The following is a 16,147-nucleotide window of genomic DNA, read 5'->3' as shown; positions in this document are numbered from 1 at the left end:
CCTGGTATTCGCTGGCAGGCAACAAAACGAAGCAGGGTACGAGCCGACAGGTGGCCGAGTCGCCTGCTTGGTCAGTCCAATCGTTCTGCTGTCCGCTAGCGGACAGTCACCTCACGAGTCCTGTTGATATCCAACGTCGGACCACCTCCCTTCTCGTGTACTGCCCACGCTAGGCAAGTTCTCGCGCTCCGGCAACAAGATTTCGTCACCCGGTCCGGGGACCGCGGCGATGTCCGCGAGCAGTGCCGCCTTGGCCTCGGCGGACAGGAACGAGGACGTCACGGAATTCGCCGCCAGCCGGGCGATTTCGGCCGGCCGCAACCCCAGCGCCCCGGCCACCGCGAGGTACTCGCCGGTCAGCGTCGCACCGAACATCGGCGGGTCGTCGGTGTTGAGCGTCACCACCACACCGTGGTCGAGCAGGCGCCGGACGGGGTGCGCCTCGATCGAGGGCACCTGGCCGGTGCGCACGTTCGAGGTCGGGCACACCTCCACCGGGATGCGGTGCTCGGCCAGGTGGGCCAGCAGGGCGGGGTCCGCGGCGGCGCTGGTGCCGTGGCCGATCCGCTCGGCGCCGAGGTCGTGCACGGCGGACCAGACGGTGGCCGGGCCGCTGGTCTCGCCGGCGTGCGGCACGCTGTGCAACCCGGCTTCGTGGGCGGCGGTGAAGAACGGCTCGAACTGCGCGCGGCCGACGCCGACCTCCGGCCCGCCGAGCCCGAAGCTCACCAGCCCGTCCGGCCGTTCGCGCAACGCGAACAGAAGCGTCTCGCGGCCCGCCACCAGGCCTTTCTCGCCCGGGATGTCGAAGCACCACGCCAGGTCCACGCCGTGTTCGGCCGCCGCGAGGGCCCGGCCTTCGGCGAGGCCTTCGAGCAACTCGTCGCCGGACATGCCGTCGAGCCGGTGGTTGTACGGGGTGACGGTCACCTCGGCGTAGCGGGCACCCTGGCGGGCGAGGTCCGCGGCGAGGCCGACGACGAGCGTGCGGATGTCGTCGCGGCCCTTGAGCATCGACTGGACGGCCCAGTAGACGCGCAGGAAGTGGTCGAAGTCGCGGAAGCGGAAGAACTCCGCCAGCGCCGCGCGGTCGGCGGGCACCCCGGCCTCGGGATGGCGGCGGGCGAGGTCGAGCACGGTGTCGATCCCGGCCGAGCCGACCAGGTGCACGTGCAGTTCGGCCTTGGGCAGGGCCTGGACGTAGGCGCGCAGGGGCGCACCAGGGGTGTACGAGGGCATGGCGAAGCTCCCTGGGAAAGGAAGAACGGGTGACGGGTAAGGGAGGCGCGCGCGATCAGGGAGCGAGATCGCCGCGTTCGGTGTCCGCGCCGTAGAGCGGCAGCTTGAACGTCGTCACCCCGGCAGCTTAGCTGGCCGGAGCCGGCCCGTGCTGGCATTTCGGGCAGTACCAGCTGAGCCGCCGCTGCACGCCGTGGCCCTGGTCCGCCACCCTGACCCGGCCGCCGCAGCGGAAGCAGCCCTGCCGGGTGCGGCCGTAGACCCAGTGCTGCCGTCCGCGCGCCAGCTCGCCGGTGGTGCTCTGCTCGTGCCGCCAGGCGTTGGCGAGCAGTAGTTTGCGGGCGAGCGCGACCACCTGCGCGGCGTCCACTTCGGACACCGGAGTCCACGGGGTCCGGCGCAGCAGGTGGCAGATCTCCACCATGTACATGTTGCCGACGCCCGCCATCACCCGCTGGTCGAGCAGGGCCAGCCCGAGTTCGCGCGCCGGGTCGGCGGTCAGGTTCGCCACCGCGCGGGCGGCGTGCTCATCTGTCCACAGTGGATCGAGCAGGTCCGGTCCGAGGTGGCCGACCAATCGCGACTCTTCCGCGGTGGCGAGGAGTTGGAGGTCGTGCAGGCGGAAACCGATGACCAGCGCGGTGGCGTTCTCGAAGATCGCCCGCGCGTGGTGGGCGGGCATCGGCCAGCGCGCGCCCGGGGTGAGGAAGCGCCAGGCGCCGTCCATCTTGAGGTGGCTGTGCAGGCTCAGGTCGCCGGAGAACCGCAGGAACATGTGCTTGCCGACGGTGCGCACGTCGAGCACCGAGCGGCCGGTCAGGTCCACTGTGGCCAATCGGGGGTGGCGGAACTCGGCGCGCAGCAGTTCCCGGCCGGCGAGTGCTTTCTCCACCCGCTTGCCTGCCAGGAACACCGTGTCGCCTTCGGGCACCTAACGTCCCTGGCCCGGCCCCACCCGGGGGATCTCGCCGGTGGACCCGGTGACGTCGAGGGTGCCGGTGGTGGGCTCGTCCTCGGCCTCCCAGGCGGCGCGGTGGCGCCCGGCGCGGCCGGACCGCAGGATCTTCGCCAGCACCATGTTGAAGGTCAGCGCGATCTCCTGGGCGCCGGGGGAGTTCCACTCGTGGATCGGCACGCACGCGCCCTGCGCCTGCTGGATCGCCAGGCGGTCGGGGATGGCTGTCGGCATCACCAGCGAGCCGAAGGACTCCCGCAGCTCGGCGATGCGGAACTGGTGCTCGTGCGAGCGGACCCGCAGCTTGTTCACCAGTACCCCGACCGGGCGAAGACCCGGGTTCATCCGATCGCGGATCTCCTCGATCGCGTCGAGCGCCCGCTCGGCCCCGGCCACGGCGTACATGGTCGGCTCGGTCACCAGCAGCGCGCTGTCCGCGGCCACCAGCGCCGACTTCGTCAGCCTGCCGAGTGACGGCGGACAGTCCAGGATCACCAGTTCGTACGGGTCGCCGCGCAGCGGTTCCCGGTGCAGTTCGTCGAGCGCGCGCGAGAGGTTCTCCAGCCGCCGGTTCTCCGGGCCGGGCTCGTTGAGCTGCTCGAGGTCCTCCGAACCGACCAGCACGTCCAGCTGGTCGTCCCAGACGCTCGCCGCGATGGCGCGCTCCAGCACCGCCCGGTGCGGGGTCTCCAGCACCTCGGCGAGCGTCGCGTCGGTCAGCGGCGGGTCCAGCGACGCGGTGGCGTTGCCCTGCGGGTCCAGGTCGGCCACCAGGGTGCGGGTACCCCTACGCAGCGCTGCCGAGGCGATACCCAGCGCGACGGTGGTCTTGCCGACCCCACCCTTGAGGCTCAGTACGGCGACGGTGTGCACGCCACGCAGCCTACGGGCGAAGCCACCACTACGCTGTGGCCCCATGCGAACGGACACCGCGGCTGCCCGCGGCCCGGCGGCGGTACGCCGGGTGCTGGAATCGGAGCTCGCCCAGGCGCGGGAACGCGGCTCGGCCGAGCCGCACGTGGTCGATGTGGGCGGCGGCAGCGGCATGTGGGCCGTGCCCTTCGCCTCGGCGGGGTGCCGGGTGACCGTGGTCGAACCCAACCCCAACGCGCTCGCCACGCTGCGACGGCGCGCCCAGGAGGAAGGCGTCTCCGGGCGCATCACCGTGGTCGCCGACGACTCCGACGCGCTCGGCAAGCACGTCGGCGCCGGTTCGGCCGACCTGGTGCTCGCGCACGGCCTGCTGGAGGTCGTGGACGACCCGGCGGCCGTGGTGGCGGCACTGGCCGAGGCGGTGGCGCCCGGTGGCGCGGTCTCCGTGCTCGCGGCCAACCGCAACGCCGCCGTGCTGCACCGGGCCCTGGCCGGACGGCTCGCCGACGCCCGGCGCCTGCTGCTGATCGCCGACGGCGTGCTGCCCGAGGAACGCGAGACGCTGCTGCGCCGGTTCGACAGCGACGCGCTGACCGGGCTGCTGGTGGCCGGTGGCCTGGAGGTCGGCCTGCTCCAGGGTGACGGCGTGGTGGCCGACGCGGTGGTGCCGGACGGCGTGACGGCCACCGACGAGGACCTGGCCGAGTTCGAGGCGGTCGCCGGGGCCACGGCGCCGCTGCGTGAGATCGCCAGCAGGCTGCACGTCCTGGCTCGCCGTCCGAAACTGTCGTAGGCACCGGCTACTGTCGGTCGTATGGGGAGGAACGCCGGGCTGCCCGCCGACTTCGCCCGGTTCAAGGTCACCGCGGCGGCGGAAGCGGCCGGGCCGGGTGCTCCGGGCTGGCCTGCTGACGAAGGCTGCGCCTTCCTGCACGTGGACATGGACGCCTTCTTCGCCGCGGTGGAGCTGCGTACGCGGCCGGAGCTGGTGCACCGGCCGGTGGTGATCGCCGGCGCCGGGCCGCGGTCGGTGGTGCTCTCGGCGAACTACATCGCGCGCAAGTACGGCGTGCGCTCGGCGATGCCGGTCGGCGCGGCGAAGCGACTCTGCCCGCAGGCGGTGTACCTGCCGCCGACGCGCGGGCTCTACAGCGAGGTTTCCGCGGGCGTGATGGCCATCTTCGCGGAGCTGACGCCGCTGGTGGAGCCGCTGAGCCTGGACGAGGCCTTCCTCGACGTCAGCGGCGCGCTGAAGCGGTTGAACACCACCCCGGCCGGGATCGGGGCCCTCATCCGGCGGCGGGTCGTCGAGGAGCACGGGATCACCTGTTCGGTGGGCGTGGCCGGGGCGAAGTTCATCGCGAAACTGGCTTCGGGCATGTCGAAGCCGGACGGGATGATCGTGGTGCCGGTGGCCCAGGCGCTGGACTTCCTGCACCCGCTGCCGGTCTCCGCGTTGTGGGGCGTCGGCAAGCGCACCGAGGAGCAACTGCGGCGGCTCGGCCTGGCCACCATCGCCGACGTGGCGAACGTGCCGCCCGCCCGGCTGCGGCGGGCCGTGGGCAACGCGGTGGGCGATCACCTGTACGCGCTGGCCCACGGGCGCGACAACCGGGCCGTGGTGCCGGAAAGCGCGGAGAAGTCGCTCGGCGCCGAGGTCACCTTCGACGTGGACGAGTACGACCGGGCGAAGCTGGCGCGCGAGTTGCTGCGGTTGTCCGAACGAGTGGCGGCCGGCCTGCGGGGGCGCGGACTGCGCGGGCGGACGGTGTCGATCAAGGTGCGGTTCGCCGACTTCAAGACCGTCACCCGGGCCCGCACGCTGCTCTCGGCCACCGATGTGGCCCACCTCATCCACGCCACGGCCGTGACCTTGCTGACGGAGCTGGGGCAGGGCGCGGCGGTGCGGTTGATCGGGGTGCGGGTCGAAGGGCTGGAGGACGCCGATTCGGCCGAACAGCTCACCTTCGAAACCGACGCCCCACGCTGGCGCGACGCCGAGGTCGCGGCCGACGTGGCGCGCTCCAAGTTCGGCTCCGCGGCCGTGCGGCCCGCGTCCCTGTTGTCCAGCCACGAAGAGTGAACAGGGGTCGTTTCCGGGGGTTCAGCCGGGGTTCGCGTACTCGTTGCGGGTGGTTCCTGGCAATTCGTTCAGTGCTTGATACGGGATCGGGTAGTCGTTCGCGCGCCGGACTCGTATCCTGGAGTGCAGACACCCCAGACGGGGTGAAGTTGGGTCCACTACTGTTGCGCGGCCCGGCCCCGCGACAAGCTGTGCCGGAGGAGGAAAGATGCCACTCTCCGAGCATGAGCAGCGGCTGCTCGACCAGATCGAGCGCGAGCTCTATGCCGAGGACCCCAAGTTCGCATCCACGGTGCGTGGCACCAGGCTGCGCCGACCCGCCCGACGCCGGCGCCTGCAGGGCGTGGCCCTGTTCGTCGTCGGGGTCGCGCTACTGGTGCTGGGCGTCGTGGTGCCGTTCCGGGTCGCCGAGATCCCGCTGATCAGCGTGCTCGGCTTCCTGGTGATGTTCTTTGGGGTTCTGCTCGCCGTCACATCGTTGCGGCAGCAACCAGAGGGTGAAGGATCGGAAGGCGAGCAGGCGGGCCCCTCACGCGGGCGGCCGCAGGCGCGCAAGAGCTCGTTCACACAGCGGATGGAGGAGCGCTTCCGCCAGCGTTTCGAAGACCAGTAGCGGCCCGCACCAGCACGACCTCCAGTGGGGCACCACCCAGCACGGGTGGTGCCCCACTCGCATACCCACCACCTACCCGAACGTAGAACTCACCTACCCGAGTGCGGAGTTCAGCTGCCCGAGCGTGGGGTCCGCCTACCCGAGTGCGGAGTTCAGCTGCCGAGTGTGGAGTTGGGCTGCGTGAGTGTGGGGTTCAGGTGCGTGAGTGTGGGACTCGGGTGCCTGAACGTGGGGTTCGGAAGTGGGGGGGTGCGGGCGAGGCCTGCGTGAGTTCTACGTTGGGGCACGCGAGTTCCACACTCACGCAGCCGAACCCCACGTTCAGGTAGGCGAACTCCACGCTCGTGCAGCCGAGTTCCCCATTCCCGAGTTCGGCGGGGTGGGTCAGTGGCGGCGGAAAAGGGAGCGGGGGAAGAGGCGGCCTCGCCAGGACATGGGGGAGTTGCGCGTCAGGCTGGTGCGGACGTCGTCGAAGGCGCGGCCGAAGGTGGGGTCGCTTTCCGGCGAACTGCCGTACCACGAGCGTTCCACCACGCCGACGACCGTCCGCAGGCCACCCTTGCCTTCGTCGTCGAGGCGGTGGCGTTGCGCGATCTTCTGCGCGGTCGTCCGCACCGTGTCACTGGGCTCCACCGGCACACCGCGGTCCCGGCATTCGTCCAGCAGTTCCTTCCACGCCGCGTTCGCGGCTTCCGGGCCGCTCGCGCCGATCACCTGCAACCGCTGCCGCCGTACCACCTCGCGCACGGTCGACGGCCCGGCCGCGGCGAGCAGCGCGAGCACCAGCGGCACCGCCAGCAACGCCGTCCACAACCAGGCGAGCAGGCCGACGCCCGCGATCAGCAACCCGGCCGCGATCAGCGGCAGCCACGTGTCGGAGCCCGACGGCGCGATCGTCTGCACCGGGGCCGACGGATCGGGTGGTGGTCTCTGCCGCTGTTTCTTGGCCCGGTTGGTGCGTTGTAATAGCGCACCGACCACGACGAACCCGGCCGCCAGCGCCGCCAGCGCCAGCCAGAGCACCCAGTCCGGACCCTCACCCGGCCGCTGCTCATCCTCCGGCTGGTCCGGCTGGGCGCCGAGGTCCGGCGTGTTCGTCTCTTCGCCGGGCAGCCGCGGCGGCGCGGCCGAGGTGGACGCGCTGGGGCTGCCCGCTTCCGCCTCCGAGTCCGGGCCTTCGTCCGGGCGCAGGTACGGCGGGATGTAGCCGCGCGAGTCGGCCAGCGGGGTCGGGTCGAAGGTGACCCAGCCCAGTTCGCCGAAGTACGCCTCGACCCACGCGTGCGCGTCCTGCGAGGTGATCGACCGGTAGTCGGCGGTGGTGTAACCGGGGGTGAACCCGATCGCCACGCGCGAGGGGATGTTCAGCGTCCGCAACATCACGGCCATCGCCGAAGCGAACTGCTCGCAGTACCCGCGCTTGCCGTTGAGCAGGAAGTCCGCCAGCGCGTCGGAGTCGGCGGCCGAGGCGGTGCGGGTGTCGTAGGTGAACCCGTTCTGCGAGTTGAAGTAGTTCCAGACCGCGGTGGCCCGGTCGAAGTCGTTCGCCGCGTTCTCGGTCAGCTGCTGGGTCAGCGCGACCACGCGCGGGTCGACCTGGTCCAGTCGCGTGTAGATGGACGGGATCTGCTCGGCCTCGGTGTCGGCGCCGCGCAGCGCCTCCTTGGTCGGGACCCGCAGCGACGCCTCCTGCACGTACGGCGGGGACTGCCGCTTCGCCTCGCTGTACACCGCGCCGCTGACCGAGTCGTACTGCCAGCCGTCGGAGATGTTGCGCAGCGAGCGCGGTGCCCCGTAGACCGGCAGCCAGACGTCCACCCAGTTGATCGGCTCGATCTGGATTTCCTTGGTCTCACCGCTGCCGTCGTCACCGGGGGCCAGCGGCAGGCTCGGCTGGTTCGCCGGCACGCCGGGCGGCATCCGCGGTTCGTCGGCGATCTTCCAGCCCTGGTTCGGCTCGAAGTAGTTCAGCGTGAACGCGCGCAGCATGCGGCGGTCGCCGGGGGCGTTGAGCCCGCGCACCCGGAACAGCTCCACGTTCTGCCCCTGGTCGAGCAGGCCGCGCAGCTGGGTGAACGGGTTGATGCCGAGACCGCCGGTCGGCCGGTTGCCCTCACCGCCCGACCCGTCGCCGGGGATGCTGCCGACGGTCCCGATCGCGGTGATCGTGCCGCCTGCCAGCAGGCCCAGTGACAACGCCACGGCGACCACGGCCACCGGGGCGGAAGCGGCCGCGGGGGAGGCGCCCAGCCCGGGGGCGGTCCGGTTGCGCCAGCGGCGGTGCCGGTGGCTGCCGTCGACCGCGAGCAGCCCGGCGAAGGCCGCCGCGCCGAGCAGGAAGGTCCACCACGGCAGCATCCCGTCGGACAGCGAAGCGGGCACCGCGTAGACGCAGAGCAGGATCAGCCCGGTGGCCGCGGGGGCCGAGGCGGCCACGGCGAAGGTGTCCACCAGCACCGCGACCAGCCCGATCGCGATGACCACCAGGCACAGGATCGGCGGGGTCGGCTCGACCGGCGGCAGGCCCATCCGGATCTGCTCGGACGCCTCGGCCAGCACGTCCTGGAATTCGGAGAGGGCGGCGGGCCCGGGGAAGATCCCGAGGATGCCGTGGCTGGTGAACACCCCGGTGACCAGGAAGCTCAGCACCAGCAGCTGGGCCAGTGCGACCAGCAGCGTCGGCGTGCGCAGGGTGCGCAGCGCCAGGCCGGTGCAGGCGACCAGGATGACCGCGACGATGACGTAACCGAACCAGGCCGCGCCGCCGACCACCCCGGTGATCGAGGTGGACGCGCAGATCGTGGCCAGTCCGGCGGCGAGCGGGGCGAAGATCGAGCTGACCCACGGCGCGGCCGGAGGCTCGGGGCGTTCGGTGGGGGTGTGCGGGATCGGCGGTGCCGGGGGCGCGGTGGTCACAGGGAACCGCCGATCAGCGTGCCGCGCCGCGCGGTCGAGCGGCACAGCTCGGCCCACACCTGCGGTATCGGGCTCGCCGGACCGGCGACCACGACACCCCAGCCTGCCGCGCGCAGCAGGCTCGCCGACTCCTCGGTGGCCGCGGCGCGGTGTTCGGGGGCGCTGACGCCGCCGGACCACGCCGGGGTGTCGAGCAGCACGGCGAGGCTGCGGATGCCCCGTGGCCGGAACCGGTTCAGCTCGTGCACCGCCTCGTTGCTCACGGTGCCGAGCACGGCGATCAGCTCCTGTCCTTCGGCCGGGTCGCTGCCGTTGGTGACGTCGCGCTCGTGCGCGGGCTGGAGTCCGGCGAGCGCGTCGAGGATGAGGTGGTCGTGGTGGTCGCCGCCGTCGCCGGGGGCGTCGGCCAGCGTCCGGCCGTGCTCGGTGACCAGGCGGACCCGGTGCCCGGCGCGGCGCAGGTGCAGGCAGACGCTGGCGGCGAAGGACACCGCCCACTCCAGGCTGGCCGACGGGCCGGTGCCGTGGTGCGCGGCCGCGCGGTGGTCCAGCAGCACGGTGGTGCCGCCGCGCCACGGCCGCTCCTCGACCCGGACCATGATCTCGTCGCGGCGCGCGGTCGAGCGCCAGTGCACCTTGCGCAGGTCGTCGCCCTGGCGGTACTGCCGGACGATCACGTCGGACTCGCCCTGCCCGGCGTGCAGGCGGACGTTGCCGTCGTCGCCGACGCCGATGCCCGCGCCCGACGGCAGTCCCCACAGGCTGACGAACCGCGGCACCACCACCAGCCTGGTGTGGCCGATCAGCTCGCGCTCGAACTCGCACAGCCCGAACGGATCGGTGACCGTGGCCCGCAGCGGGCCGACCTGCTGGATGCCGCGCAGCATCGGCTGGATCGGGTAGCGCAGCGCGACGGCCTGGTGCTGGGGCAGCCGCTCGACGACGAACCGGGGGCGCCCGCCCAGTGAGTACGGCACGCCGTCCTCGAGCAGCACCTCACCGGTCGGCAGCCGTCCGGTGCGCCACAGCTCCAGCTGGACCTCGCCGGCCCCGCCGACCTGCACCCGGTCCGGGAACAGCTTGCGGTTGGCGCCGATGCGCACCTTGGCCACCGAGATGAACCCGGCGACCAGCAACGGCAGCGCGATCACGAACACCGCGACCCGCAGCAGGTCGCGCTCGTTGAGCACGGTGGCACAGACCGCGGCGGCCACGCCCGCGGCGAGCAGGCAACGGCCGCGGGTGGTCAGGCCGGACAGCGAGCGCAGCATGACCGGGCTACCGGCGGCTCTGCCCGTTGGCCTGCGCGCCCGCCTGCGGCACCGGGACCCGCGCGACGACCGCGCGCACCACGTCGGTGGCCGACCGCCGGGCGGCGTGCGCCTCGGTGGTCAGCACCAGGCGGTGCGCGAGCACCGGCACGGCGACCGCGTGCAGGTCGTCCGGGACCACGTATTCGCGGCCGGACAGCGCGGCCTGCGCACGGGCGGCGCGGACCAGCTGCAGCGTGGCGCGCGGCGAGGCGCCGAGGCGGATCTCCGGCAGCTGACGGGTGGCAGAGGCCAGCTCCACCGCGTACTGCCGGATCTCGGGGGCCATGTGCACCTTGCGGACCGCGCGGATGAGCCGGTGCACGGTGGCCGCGTCGGAGACCGGGCGCAGGTCGTGCATCGGGTTGTGCCCGGAGTGCTCGTCGACCATGGCCAGCTCGGCCTGCGGGTCGGGGTAGCCGATCGACACGCGCGCGGTGAAGCGGTCGCGCTGCGCTTCGGGGAGGGCGTAGGTGCCCTCCATCTCGATCGGGTTCTGCGTGGCGATCACCATGAACGGCTCTTCCAGCTCGTACGTGCTGGTGTCGACCGTGACCTGGTGCTCCTCCATGCACTCGAGCAGCGAGGACTGCGTCTTCGGCGAGGCGCGGTTGATCTCGTCGCCGACCACGATGTTCGCGAAGACCGGGCCGGGCCGGAACTCGAAGCCGCCGGTCTGCCGGTTGTAGATGGAGACCCCGGTGACGTCGCTGGGCATCAGGTCGGGGGTGAACTGGATGCGGCTGACCGTGCAGTCGATGGAGCGTGCCAGTGCCTTGGCCAGCGAGGTCTTGCCGACCCCCGGCACGTCCTCGACCAGCAGGTGGCCCTCGGCGAGCAGGGTGACCAGCGCGATGCGCACCACCTCGGGCTTGCCGACCAGCACCCGTTCGACGTTGGCGGCGATGCGGGCCGCGGTGTCGTGCAGTTCGCTGAGCGACGCGGACCCGTGACCGTTGGCGCCACCGCTCCCGCGCACGCCCGGTCCCGCCGCCGAAACCTCAGCGGGGTAGTAGGGCGCCTGGTCGCCGGGCACCGCGGACTGCGTTCTCGACGTCACTCGACCTCCTGGTGCCGACGCGCATGCGTCTTGGAACAACGGGCGGACGCGCCCGTGCGTGCCTGTATCCGGCCACCCGATTCAACGGTCAGCCTCCCACGAAGTGTGTCAAACGTGAGCGAAACGTTGGGGAGAACCCTGTGATCACTGTCCGCAACCACCAATATTGGGCCGATCGGGTGAGTAACGCCCTGGTGGGCTGGACGATGTCCTCACGCGGCGTTCTGTCGTATTCTGCTCAGCGGATCTGCCCGGCTACGGAAGGTGTTTGTGGTGCCGGAGGTCGAAACGAGGGACAGGACGGCCGGGACCGCCGCGGCCTTCACCGTCGCGCCGGAGCTGGCCGGCGACGCCTACGCGCGGCTGTCGGAGCTGCAGGACGTGGTCGGCGAGATGGTCCGCCACGCCAAGGTGCTCGGCAGGCAGGTCCCGCTCGGCGGGGGGTACGCCGACGAGGTCGGCAAGTTCATGGCCGAGTACGGGATCGGGCAGCAGGGCTCGGCGGTCGAGTCACTGGTCGCCTTCGGCCGGGAACTGGAGGACCTCAAATCCTCCATCGCCGAAGCACTGGAGCGCTACTCCGATGCGGACGGCAAGGCCGCCGACGACGTCGAATGCACCGGTGGCTGACCCGGATGAGCCGCGTTCCCCACCTGTTGCTCCTGCTCCCCGCGCTCGCGCTCGCCACCGCGTGCGCGCAGGGTGAACCCGCCGCGTCCGGTGGCGACACCAGCGCCGCCGCCGACACCGCCGCCCCGAGCAGTGCGCCGCCGGGCCAGGCCGGGCTCGACCCGTGCACGCTGCTCAGCTCCGCCGAGCGCTCCACCGCGGGCCTGACCTCGGTCGGCGAGCCGAAGGCCATCGGCTCGGCGCGCACCTGCGACTGGACCGAGCCGGGCACCTTCGGCCTGGCGATCTCGGTGGACGAGTCGAAGGGACTGGCCGACCTGCGCACGGAGAAGCGGAGCGCGCGCCAGATCGAGGTCGGCGGCCGGGAGGCCCTCAAGGTCGCCGACGCGAAGGCCGATGACGGAACCTGTGCGGTGTTGCTGGGCGCGGGGGAGTCGGCGAGCGTGCAGATCGACGTCAGCAACACGACCTTCACCGGTACCGAGGCCGCGTGCGCCCGCGCGGACAAGGTCGCCGGACTGGTGGAGCCCAAACTGCCCTGAGCCGCCACAGCCCACGGGAGCTTCGAATGCCTGACCGCAGCGTGCCGGTGTCCACCCGGCGATACGAGGCCTACAGCCACCAGGCGCTGAAGGACGAGGTCGAGGCGGGCAACGATCCCGGCGAGGCCGGGGCGATCGGCGGGCAGTGGGACGAGCTGGCCGGCCGCTTCCACGAGTCGGCCCAGGCGCTGACCGCGTTGCTCGAGCACAGCCGCGAGCACTGGTCGGGGGCCGGCGGTGAGGCGTTGCGCGGGGTGCTGACCCAGGCCGCGCGCTGGTCCGGTGAGGTCGCCGGGGTGTCCACTTCGGTCGGCGGCTCGGTGGCCGCGCAGGCGGAGATCGCCGCCAGGGCCAAGGCCGAGATGCCGGAGCCGGTCGAGTACGACCCGGCAGGCATGATCCGCTCGGCCGCGGCCAGCGGGAACCTGCTCGCGCTGGCGGGCCTGCCCGCGGCGATGGAGGAGACCAAGGCCGCCGCCGAAGCCGCGCGGCAGAAGGCGATCGACGTGCTGAACGCGCGGGACGCGGCGCTGCGGGACGCCATCCCGGAGCAGTCGTTCGCGCCGCCGCCACCGCTGACCACCCGGGCATGATCCGGGTTTCGGCCTCCGCGTTCGACGTGCTGTGGGCCGACCTGGGCCTGCCGCGCGCCCCCGAAGTGCTCGGTGTCCGCAGTGTGGGCGCCACCGACGGCGAGCGCGCCGAGATCCGGGCGTCGGTCTACGCCAACCTCGCCGAGCGCGGGCTCTACGACCCGGCGGACGGGCTCGACGAAGCACTCGTCGAGCGGCTGCGGACGCTGGCCACGGCCTCGGTCTACGTGGAGTGCGAAGCGCTGCTGGACATGACCTCGGACACGCCGTTCCGCGCGGTGGCCGCGGCCGACGGCAGGCACGGCGTGCTGGCGACCCAGCCGAACCGGACGATCGGGCTGTCCACCATCCGGGACGGCGAGCTGCTGCCGTCCATCGTGGAACTCCTGCCCGCGCTGGAGCCGGGTCCGGGGTACGGCGTCAGCCTGCCCGCCGCCGCGCTGGCGGCCGGTGTCGAGGATCCGGTGTTCGCGGGCAACGGCCGCACGGCCGGGCGCGAGAAGCAGCTGAGCGAGGTGCTGGCGATCCAGGCGCGGCCGATCTACGGCGCCGGGCAGTTCACCGTGCGCGTGCGTGACGGAGCCCACGCGCGGCGCATCGGCGGGGTCAGCTGGTTCTGGACCGACGTCGGCGCGTACCTGAGTTCGCTGGAGCCGGGCCGAGGCGGGCAGGACTGGGTGACGGTCACCCCGGTCGACGGCCCGCGGCTGGTGCAGCGGCTCGCCGGCCTGCTCGAAGGCTGATCAAGGGCTGGCCCCCCACTTTCCCCGCCACTTCCCACCACGAGGGCCGGAAACGGGGCAGCACAGGACGTGTAGCGGATTCATCCGTTGCTCGGCACCCCCGACTTGGGGGATCTTGGCTCAGCGCCCCCACCGCGCCCCCACCTGGCCCCCACCGCTCTCACCTGCGGAAACGTCGGCTCTGGTGGGTGAATGTGCGGTCAATTGCCGTTGACTGTGGTGAAAAGTGGGGTACGGTGGTGCCAAGTGGGGCGGAAGGGAGCCCCGTGGCCGATCCCCGCCTTGGCGGAGACCGGCGGGGAGGTGCGGCCGATGTTCCTCGGTACCCACACCCCCAAGCTCGACGACAAGGGGCGGCTCACACTGCCCGCGAAGTTCCGCGACGCGCTGGCAGGTGGGCTGATGGTCACCAAGGGACAGGACCACTGCCTGTATGTCTTCCCGCGCGCCGAGTTCGAGCAGATGGCCCGCAAGGTCGCCGAAGCCCCGTTCACCAACGAGGCGGTGCGTGCCTACCAGCGCTACCTGTTCGCCGGGACCGATGAGCAACGCCCGGACGGGCAGGGGCGCATCACCATCGCGCCCGAGCTCCGCCGGTACTCGGGGCTCAACAAGGAGTGCGTGGTGATCGGCGCGATCACCAGGCTGGAGATCTGGGACGCCCAGGCGTGGCAGGGCTACCTGGACGAACACGAGGACAGCTACGCGAAGGCACAGGAGGAAGTCTTGCCGGGCGTGTTCTGACACGCGGCCGCCGGCACCCACGCCGTCGGGGGGCGGGGGTCCCACCGGCCGCGCGGAGGAACGCCGCGCCGGTTTCGCGGATGCCGTCAGGCCTCTGTCCGCTCAGTGGCCCTGGTGCACCTTCCCCGGCACCAGGTTCGCAGCGGGCGGGCGGAGACCTGGCGGCATCGGCGTTTTCTCCAGGTCGACCAGGAAGGGGGTGGGTGTTGTGGCCGAGCACGTTCCGGTTCTGCTGGACCGGATCCTCGAGCTGTTCGCCCCCGTCCTCGGCAAGCCCGGCGCGGTGCTCGTCGACGCCACCCTCGGCCTCGGCGGCCACTCCGACGCCCTGCTCTCCGCGCACCCCGAGCTGACACTGGTCGGCCTGGACCGCGACCCGGCCGCGCTGGAACGCTCCGCCGAGCGACTGCGTCACCACGGCGACCGGGTGCACCTGGTGCACGCGGTCTACGACGAGCTGCCCGAGGCGCTGGCCGGGCTCGGTATGTCCACTGTGGACGGGCTGCTGTTCGACCTCGGCGTGTCCTCGATGCAGCTGGACCGCGACGAGCGCGGGTTCTCCTACGCCAGGGACGCCCCGCTGGACATGCGGATGGACCCGACCACCGGGCCGACCGCGGCCGACGTGCTGAACAGCTACCCGCCCGGTGAGCTGATCCGGATCCTGCGCGAGTACGGCGAGGAGCGCTTCGCCCAGCGGATCGTCCGGTCCGTGGTGTCCGCGCGCGAGACCGAGCCGTTCGAGCGCAGCGGCAGGCTCGTCGAACTGCTCTACGCCGCGGTGCCCGCGGCGAGCAGGCGGACCGGCGGGCACCCGGCCAAGCGCACCTTCCAGGCACTGCGGATCGAGGTCAACGGCGAGCTCGAGGTGCTGCGCCGGGCCATGCCCGCGGCACTGGGCGCGCTCGCCATGGGCGGCCGGATCGTCGTGGAGTCCTACCAGTCGCTGGAGGACCGGCTGGTCAAGCAGGCACTGGCGGCGAAGGCGAAATCCCGCACCCCCGAAGGACTGCCGGTCGAACTGCCAGGGCACGGGCCCGAGCTGCGGCTGCTGACCCGGGGTGCGGAACAGGCGAACGAAGCGGAGATCGAGGCGAATCCGCGAGCGAGCTCGGTACGGCTGCGAGCCGCGGAGCGGATCGGAGAGGCGGCAAAGTGACGGCACCCACGCGTTCCCGCACGCGCGCTCGCACCGAGCAGCGCGGCGCCAGCGGCCGTACCCGGACCTCGGCAGCCGAACGCGCGTACGCCCGGCGGGCGCAGCGCGCCGCCGACGCCGAGGAGCGTCCCGAGCGCGGCCCGGAGGGCGCCACCGCGGTGGCGAAGCCGCGGCCGAAGCTGACGTTCAAGTTGCGGCTGCCCCGCTCGCGCGCGACCTTCGTGCTGCTGATGATGGGCCTGCTCGCGGTGGGCGTGGTCGCCACGCTGTGGCTGTCCACCCAAGCCATCGCCGACAGCTACCGGCTCGACGAGCTGCGCAAGGACAACGCCGCACTGGTCGAGCAGGCCGAGCGACTGCAGCGCGAGGTCACCCGGCAGGAGTCGACCTCCTCGCTGGACGAGCGCGCCAAGGCGCTCGGCATGGTGCCCGGCGGCGACCCGGCCCGGATCATCGTCAACCCGGACGGCAGCTACACCGTGGTCGGCGAGCCGAAGCAGGCGACGCCGCCCACGGCGCCGGGAGCCGGCAGCGGCACCGAGCCGGAGAGCGCACCGCCGCCCGCGCCGTCGATGTCCGACGGGCAGCCCGATCCGGCGCTCCAGCAGCCGGAAGCCGACCGGCAGCAGCAGGAACAGCAGCAGAACGAGCAGAACCAGCAGAACCAGGCGCCAGGAGGGCAGTGAG

16 protein-coding genes are annotated in these 16,147 nt (G+C 72.3%); 10 read left to right on the top strand and 6 right to left on the bottom strand.

Annotation, left to right across the window (positions count from 1 at the left end):
* Positions 1-111 precede the first annotated feature (111 nt).
* The 3 genes from add to L3Q67_RS43085 all read right to left on the bottom strand — a co-directional run bounded on the left by add (position 112) and on the right by L3Q67_RS43085 (position 3,067).
* Positions 112-1,239, bottom strand: coding sequence for an adenosine deaminase family protein (add, locus tag L3Q67_RS43095; RefSeq protein WP_499187149.1), 1,128 nt, complete (start codon positions 1,237-1,239; stop codon positions 112-114).
* A gap of 127 nt (positions 1,240-1,366) precedes the next feature.
* Complete coding sequence (locus tag L3Q67_RS43090; protein ID WP_499187148.1) at positions 1,367-2,170, bottom strand: Fpg/Nei family DNA glycosylase; 804 nt, start codon at positions 2,168-2,170, stop codon at positions 1,367-1,369.
* The gene (locus L3Q67_RS43085; protein WP_499187147.1) at positions 2,171-3,067 is read right to left on the bottom strand and encodes a ParA family protein; all 897 of its coding nucleotides are present in this window, start codon (positions 3,065-3,067) and stop codon (positions 2,171-2,173) included. It lies immediately after the preceding gene.
* Positions 3,068-3,110: 43 nt separating this feature from the next.
* Here L3Q67_RS43085 and L3Q67_RS43080 point away from each other — a divergent pair, with 43 nt between their 5' ends.
* The 3 genes from L3Q67_RS43080 to L3Q67_RS43070 all read left to right on the top strand — a co-directional run bounded on the left by L3Q67_RS43080 (position 3,111) and on the right by L3Q67_RS43070 (position 5,763).
* Positions 3,111-3,860, top strand: coding sequence for a class I SAM-dependent methyltransferase (locus L3Q67_RS43080; protein ID WP_499187146.1), 750 nt, complete (start codon positions 3,111-3,113; stop codon positions 3,858-3,860).
* Between the two features lie 21 nt (positions 3,861-3,881).
* Positions 3,882-5,150: a Y-family DNA polymerase gene (dinB, locus tag L3Q67_RS43075; RefSeq protein ID WP_499187145.1), complete on the top strand. Its 1,269-nt coding sequence runs from the start codon at positions 3,882-3,884 to the stop codon at positions 5,148-5,150.
* 208 nt (positions 5,151-5,358) lie between these two features.
* Complete coding sequence (locus L3Q67_RS43070) at positions 5,359-5,763, top strand: SCO2097 family morphological protein (protein ID WP_209665342.1); 405 nt, start codon at positions 5,359-5,361, stop codon at positions 5,761-5,763.
* A 384-nt stretch (positions 5,764-6,147) separates the two neighbouring features.
* Here the strand turns inward: L3Q67_RS43070 and L3Q67_RS43065 are convergent, their stop codons facing one another.
* The 3 genes from L3Q67_RS43065 to L3Q67_RS43055 are packed head-to-tail and all read right to left on the bottom strand — an operon-like array spanning position 6,148 to position 11,049.
* Positions 6,148-8,679, bottom strand: coding sequence for a transglutaminase TgpA family protein (locus L3Q67_RS43065; RefSeq protein ID WP_499187144.1), 2,532 nt, complete (start codon positions 8,677-8,679; stop codon positions 6,148-6,150).
* Entirely contained in the window at positions 8,676-9,950 is a 1,275-nt protein-coding gene (locus tag L3Q67_RS43060; RefSeq protein WP_499187143.1) for a DUF58 domain-containing protein, read from the bottom strand. Before L3Q67_RS43060 ends, L3Q67_RS43065 begins: the two co-directional genes overlap by 4 nt.
* A gap of 7 nt (positions 9,951-9,957) precedes the next feature.
* Complete coding sequence (locus L3Q67_RS43055; RefSeq protein WP_499187142.1) at positions 9,958-11,049, bottom strand: AAA family ATPase; 1,092 nt, start codon at positions 11,047-11,049, stop codon at positions 9,958-9,960.
* A 273-nt stretch (positions 11,050-11,322) separates the two neighbouring features.
* Between L3Q67_RS43055 and L3Q67_RS43050 the strand changes: the two genes are divergently transcribed.
* From L3Q67_RS43050 to ftsL, 7 genes are all read left to right on the top strand, one after another.
* Positions 11,323-11,679 carry a hypothetical protein gene (locus L3Q67_RS43050; protein WP_499187141.1) on the top strand — a complete coding sequence of 119 codons (357 nt, stop codon included), beginning with the start codon at positions 11,323-11,325 and terminating at the stop codon, positions 11,677-11,679.
* A gap of 5 nt (positions 11,680-11,684) precedes the next feature.
* Positions 11,685-12,221: a DUF3558 domain-containing protein gene (locus L3Q67_RS43045; protein WP_499187140.1), complete on the top strand. Its 537-nt coding sequence runs from the start codon at positions 11,685-11,687 to the stop codon at positions 12,219-12,221.
* Positions 12,222-12,247: 26 nt separating this feature from the next.
* The gene (locus L3Q67_RS43040; protein ID WP_499187139.1) at positions 12,248-12,814 is read left to right on the top strand and encodes a PE-PGRS family protein; all 567 of its coding nucleotides are present in this window, start codon (positions 12,248-12,250) and stop codon (positions 12,812-12,814) included.
* Positions 12,811-13,557: an ESX secretion-associated protein EspG gene (locus tag L3Q67_RS43035; RefSeq protein ID WP_499187138.1), complete on the top strand. Its 747-nt coding sequence runs from the start codon at positions 12,811-12,813 to the stop codon at positions 13,555-13,557. The genes L3Q67_RS43040 and L3Q67_RS43035 overlap by 4 nt, the downstream gene beginning before the upstream one ends.
* A 312-nt stretch (positions 13,558-13,869) precedes the next feature.
* Complete coding sequence (mraZ, locus tag L3Q67_RS43030) at positions 13,870-14,301, top strand: division/cell wall cluster transcriptional repressor MraZ (protein ID WP_209665349.1); 432 nt, start codon at positions 13,870-13,872, stop codon at positions 14,299-14,301.
* A 166-nt stretch (positions 14,302-14,467) separates the two neighbouring features.
* On the top strand, positions 14,468-15,460 hold the full coding sequence (gene rsmH / locus L3Q67_RS43025) for a 16S rRNA (cytosine(1402)-N(4))-methyltransferase RsmH (protein ID WP_499191785.1): 993 nt from the start codon (positions 14,468-14,470) through the stop codon (positions 15,458-15,460).
* On the top strand, positions 15,457-16,146 hold the full coding sequence (gene ftsL, locus L3Q67_RS43020) for a cell division protein FtsL (protein ID WP_499187137.1): 690 nt from the start codon (positions 15,457-15,459) through the stop codon (positions 16,144-16,146). Before rsmH ends, ftsL begins: the two co-directional genes overlap by 4 nt.
* Position 16,147 lies beyond the last annotated feature (1 nt).

Source organism: Saccharothrix sp. AJ9571 (assembly GCF_021725495.1).
GTDB classification, from domain to species: Bacteria; Actinomycetota; Actinomycetes; order Mycobacteriales; family Pseudonocardiaceae; genus Amycolatopsis; species Amycolatopsis magusensis.
The sequence above is the reverse complement of the archived record's forward strand: the minus strand, read 5'-3'. Positions and strand labels throughout refer to the sequence as shown.

Coding starts and splice junctions, on each gene's coding strand:
- L3Q67_RS43070 (WP_209665342.1), top strand. CDS start 5,359: ATGCCACTCTCCGAGCATGAGCAGCGGCTGCTCGACCAGATCGAGCGC.
- L3Q67_RS43040 (WP_499187139.1), top strand. CDS start 12,248: ATGCCTGACCGCAGCGTGCCGGTGTCCACCCGGCGATACGAGGCCTAC.
- mraZ (WP_209665349.1), top strand. CDS start 13,870: ATGTTCCTCGGTACCCACACCCCCAAGCTCGACGACAAGGGGCGGCTC.
- dinB (WP_499187145.1), top strand. CDS start 3,882: ATGGGGAGGAACGCCGGGCTGCCCGCCGACTTCGCCCGGTTCAAGGTC.
- L3Q67_RS43080 (WP_499187146.1), top strand. CDS start 3,111: ATGCGAACGGACACCGCGGCTGCCCGCGGCCCGGCGGCGGTACGCCGG.
- L3Q67_RS43035 (WP_499187138.1), top strand. CDS start 12,811: ATGATCCGGGTTTCGGCCTCCGCGTTCGACGTGCTGTGGGCCGACCTG.
- L3Q67_RS43060 (WP_499187143.1), bottom strand. CDS start 9,950: ATGCTGCGCTCGCTGTCCGGCCTGACCACCCGCGGCCGTTGCCTGCTC.
- L3Q67_RS43045 (WP_499187140.1), top strand. CDS start 11,685: ATGAGCCGCGTTCCCCACCTGTTGCTCCTGCTCCCCGCGCTCGCGCTC.
- add (WP_499187149.1), bottom strand. CDS start 1,239: ATGCCCTCGTACACCCCTGGTGCGCCCCTGCGCGCCTACGTCCAGGCC.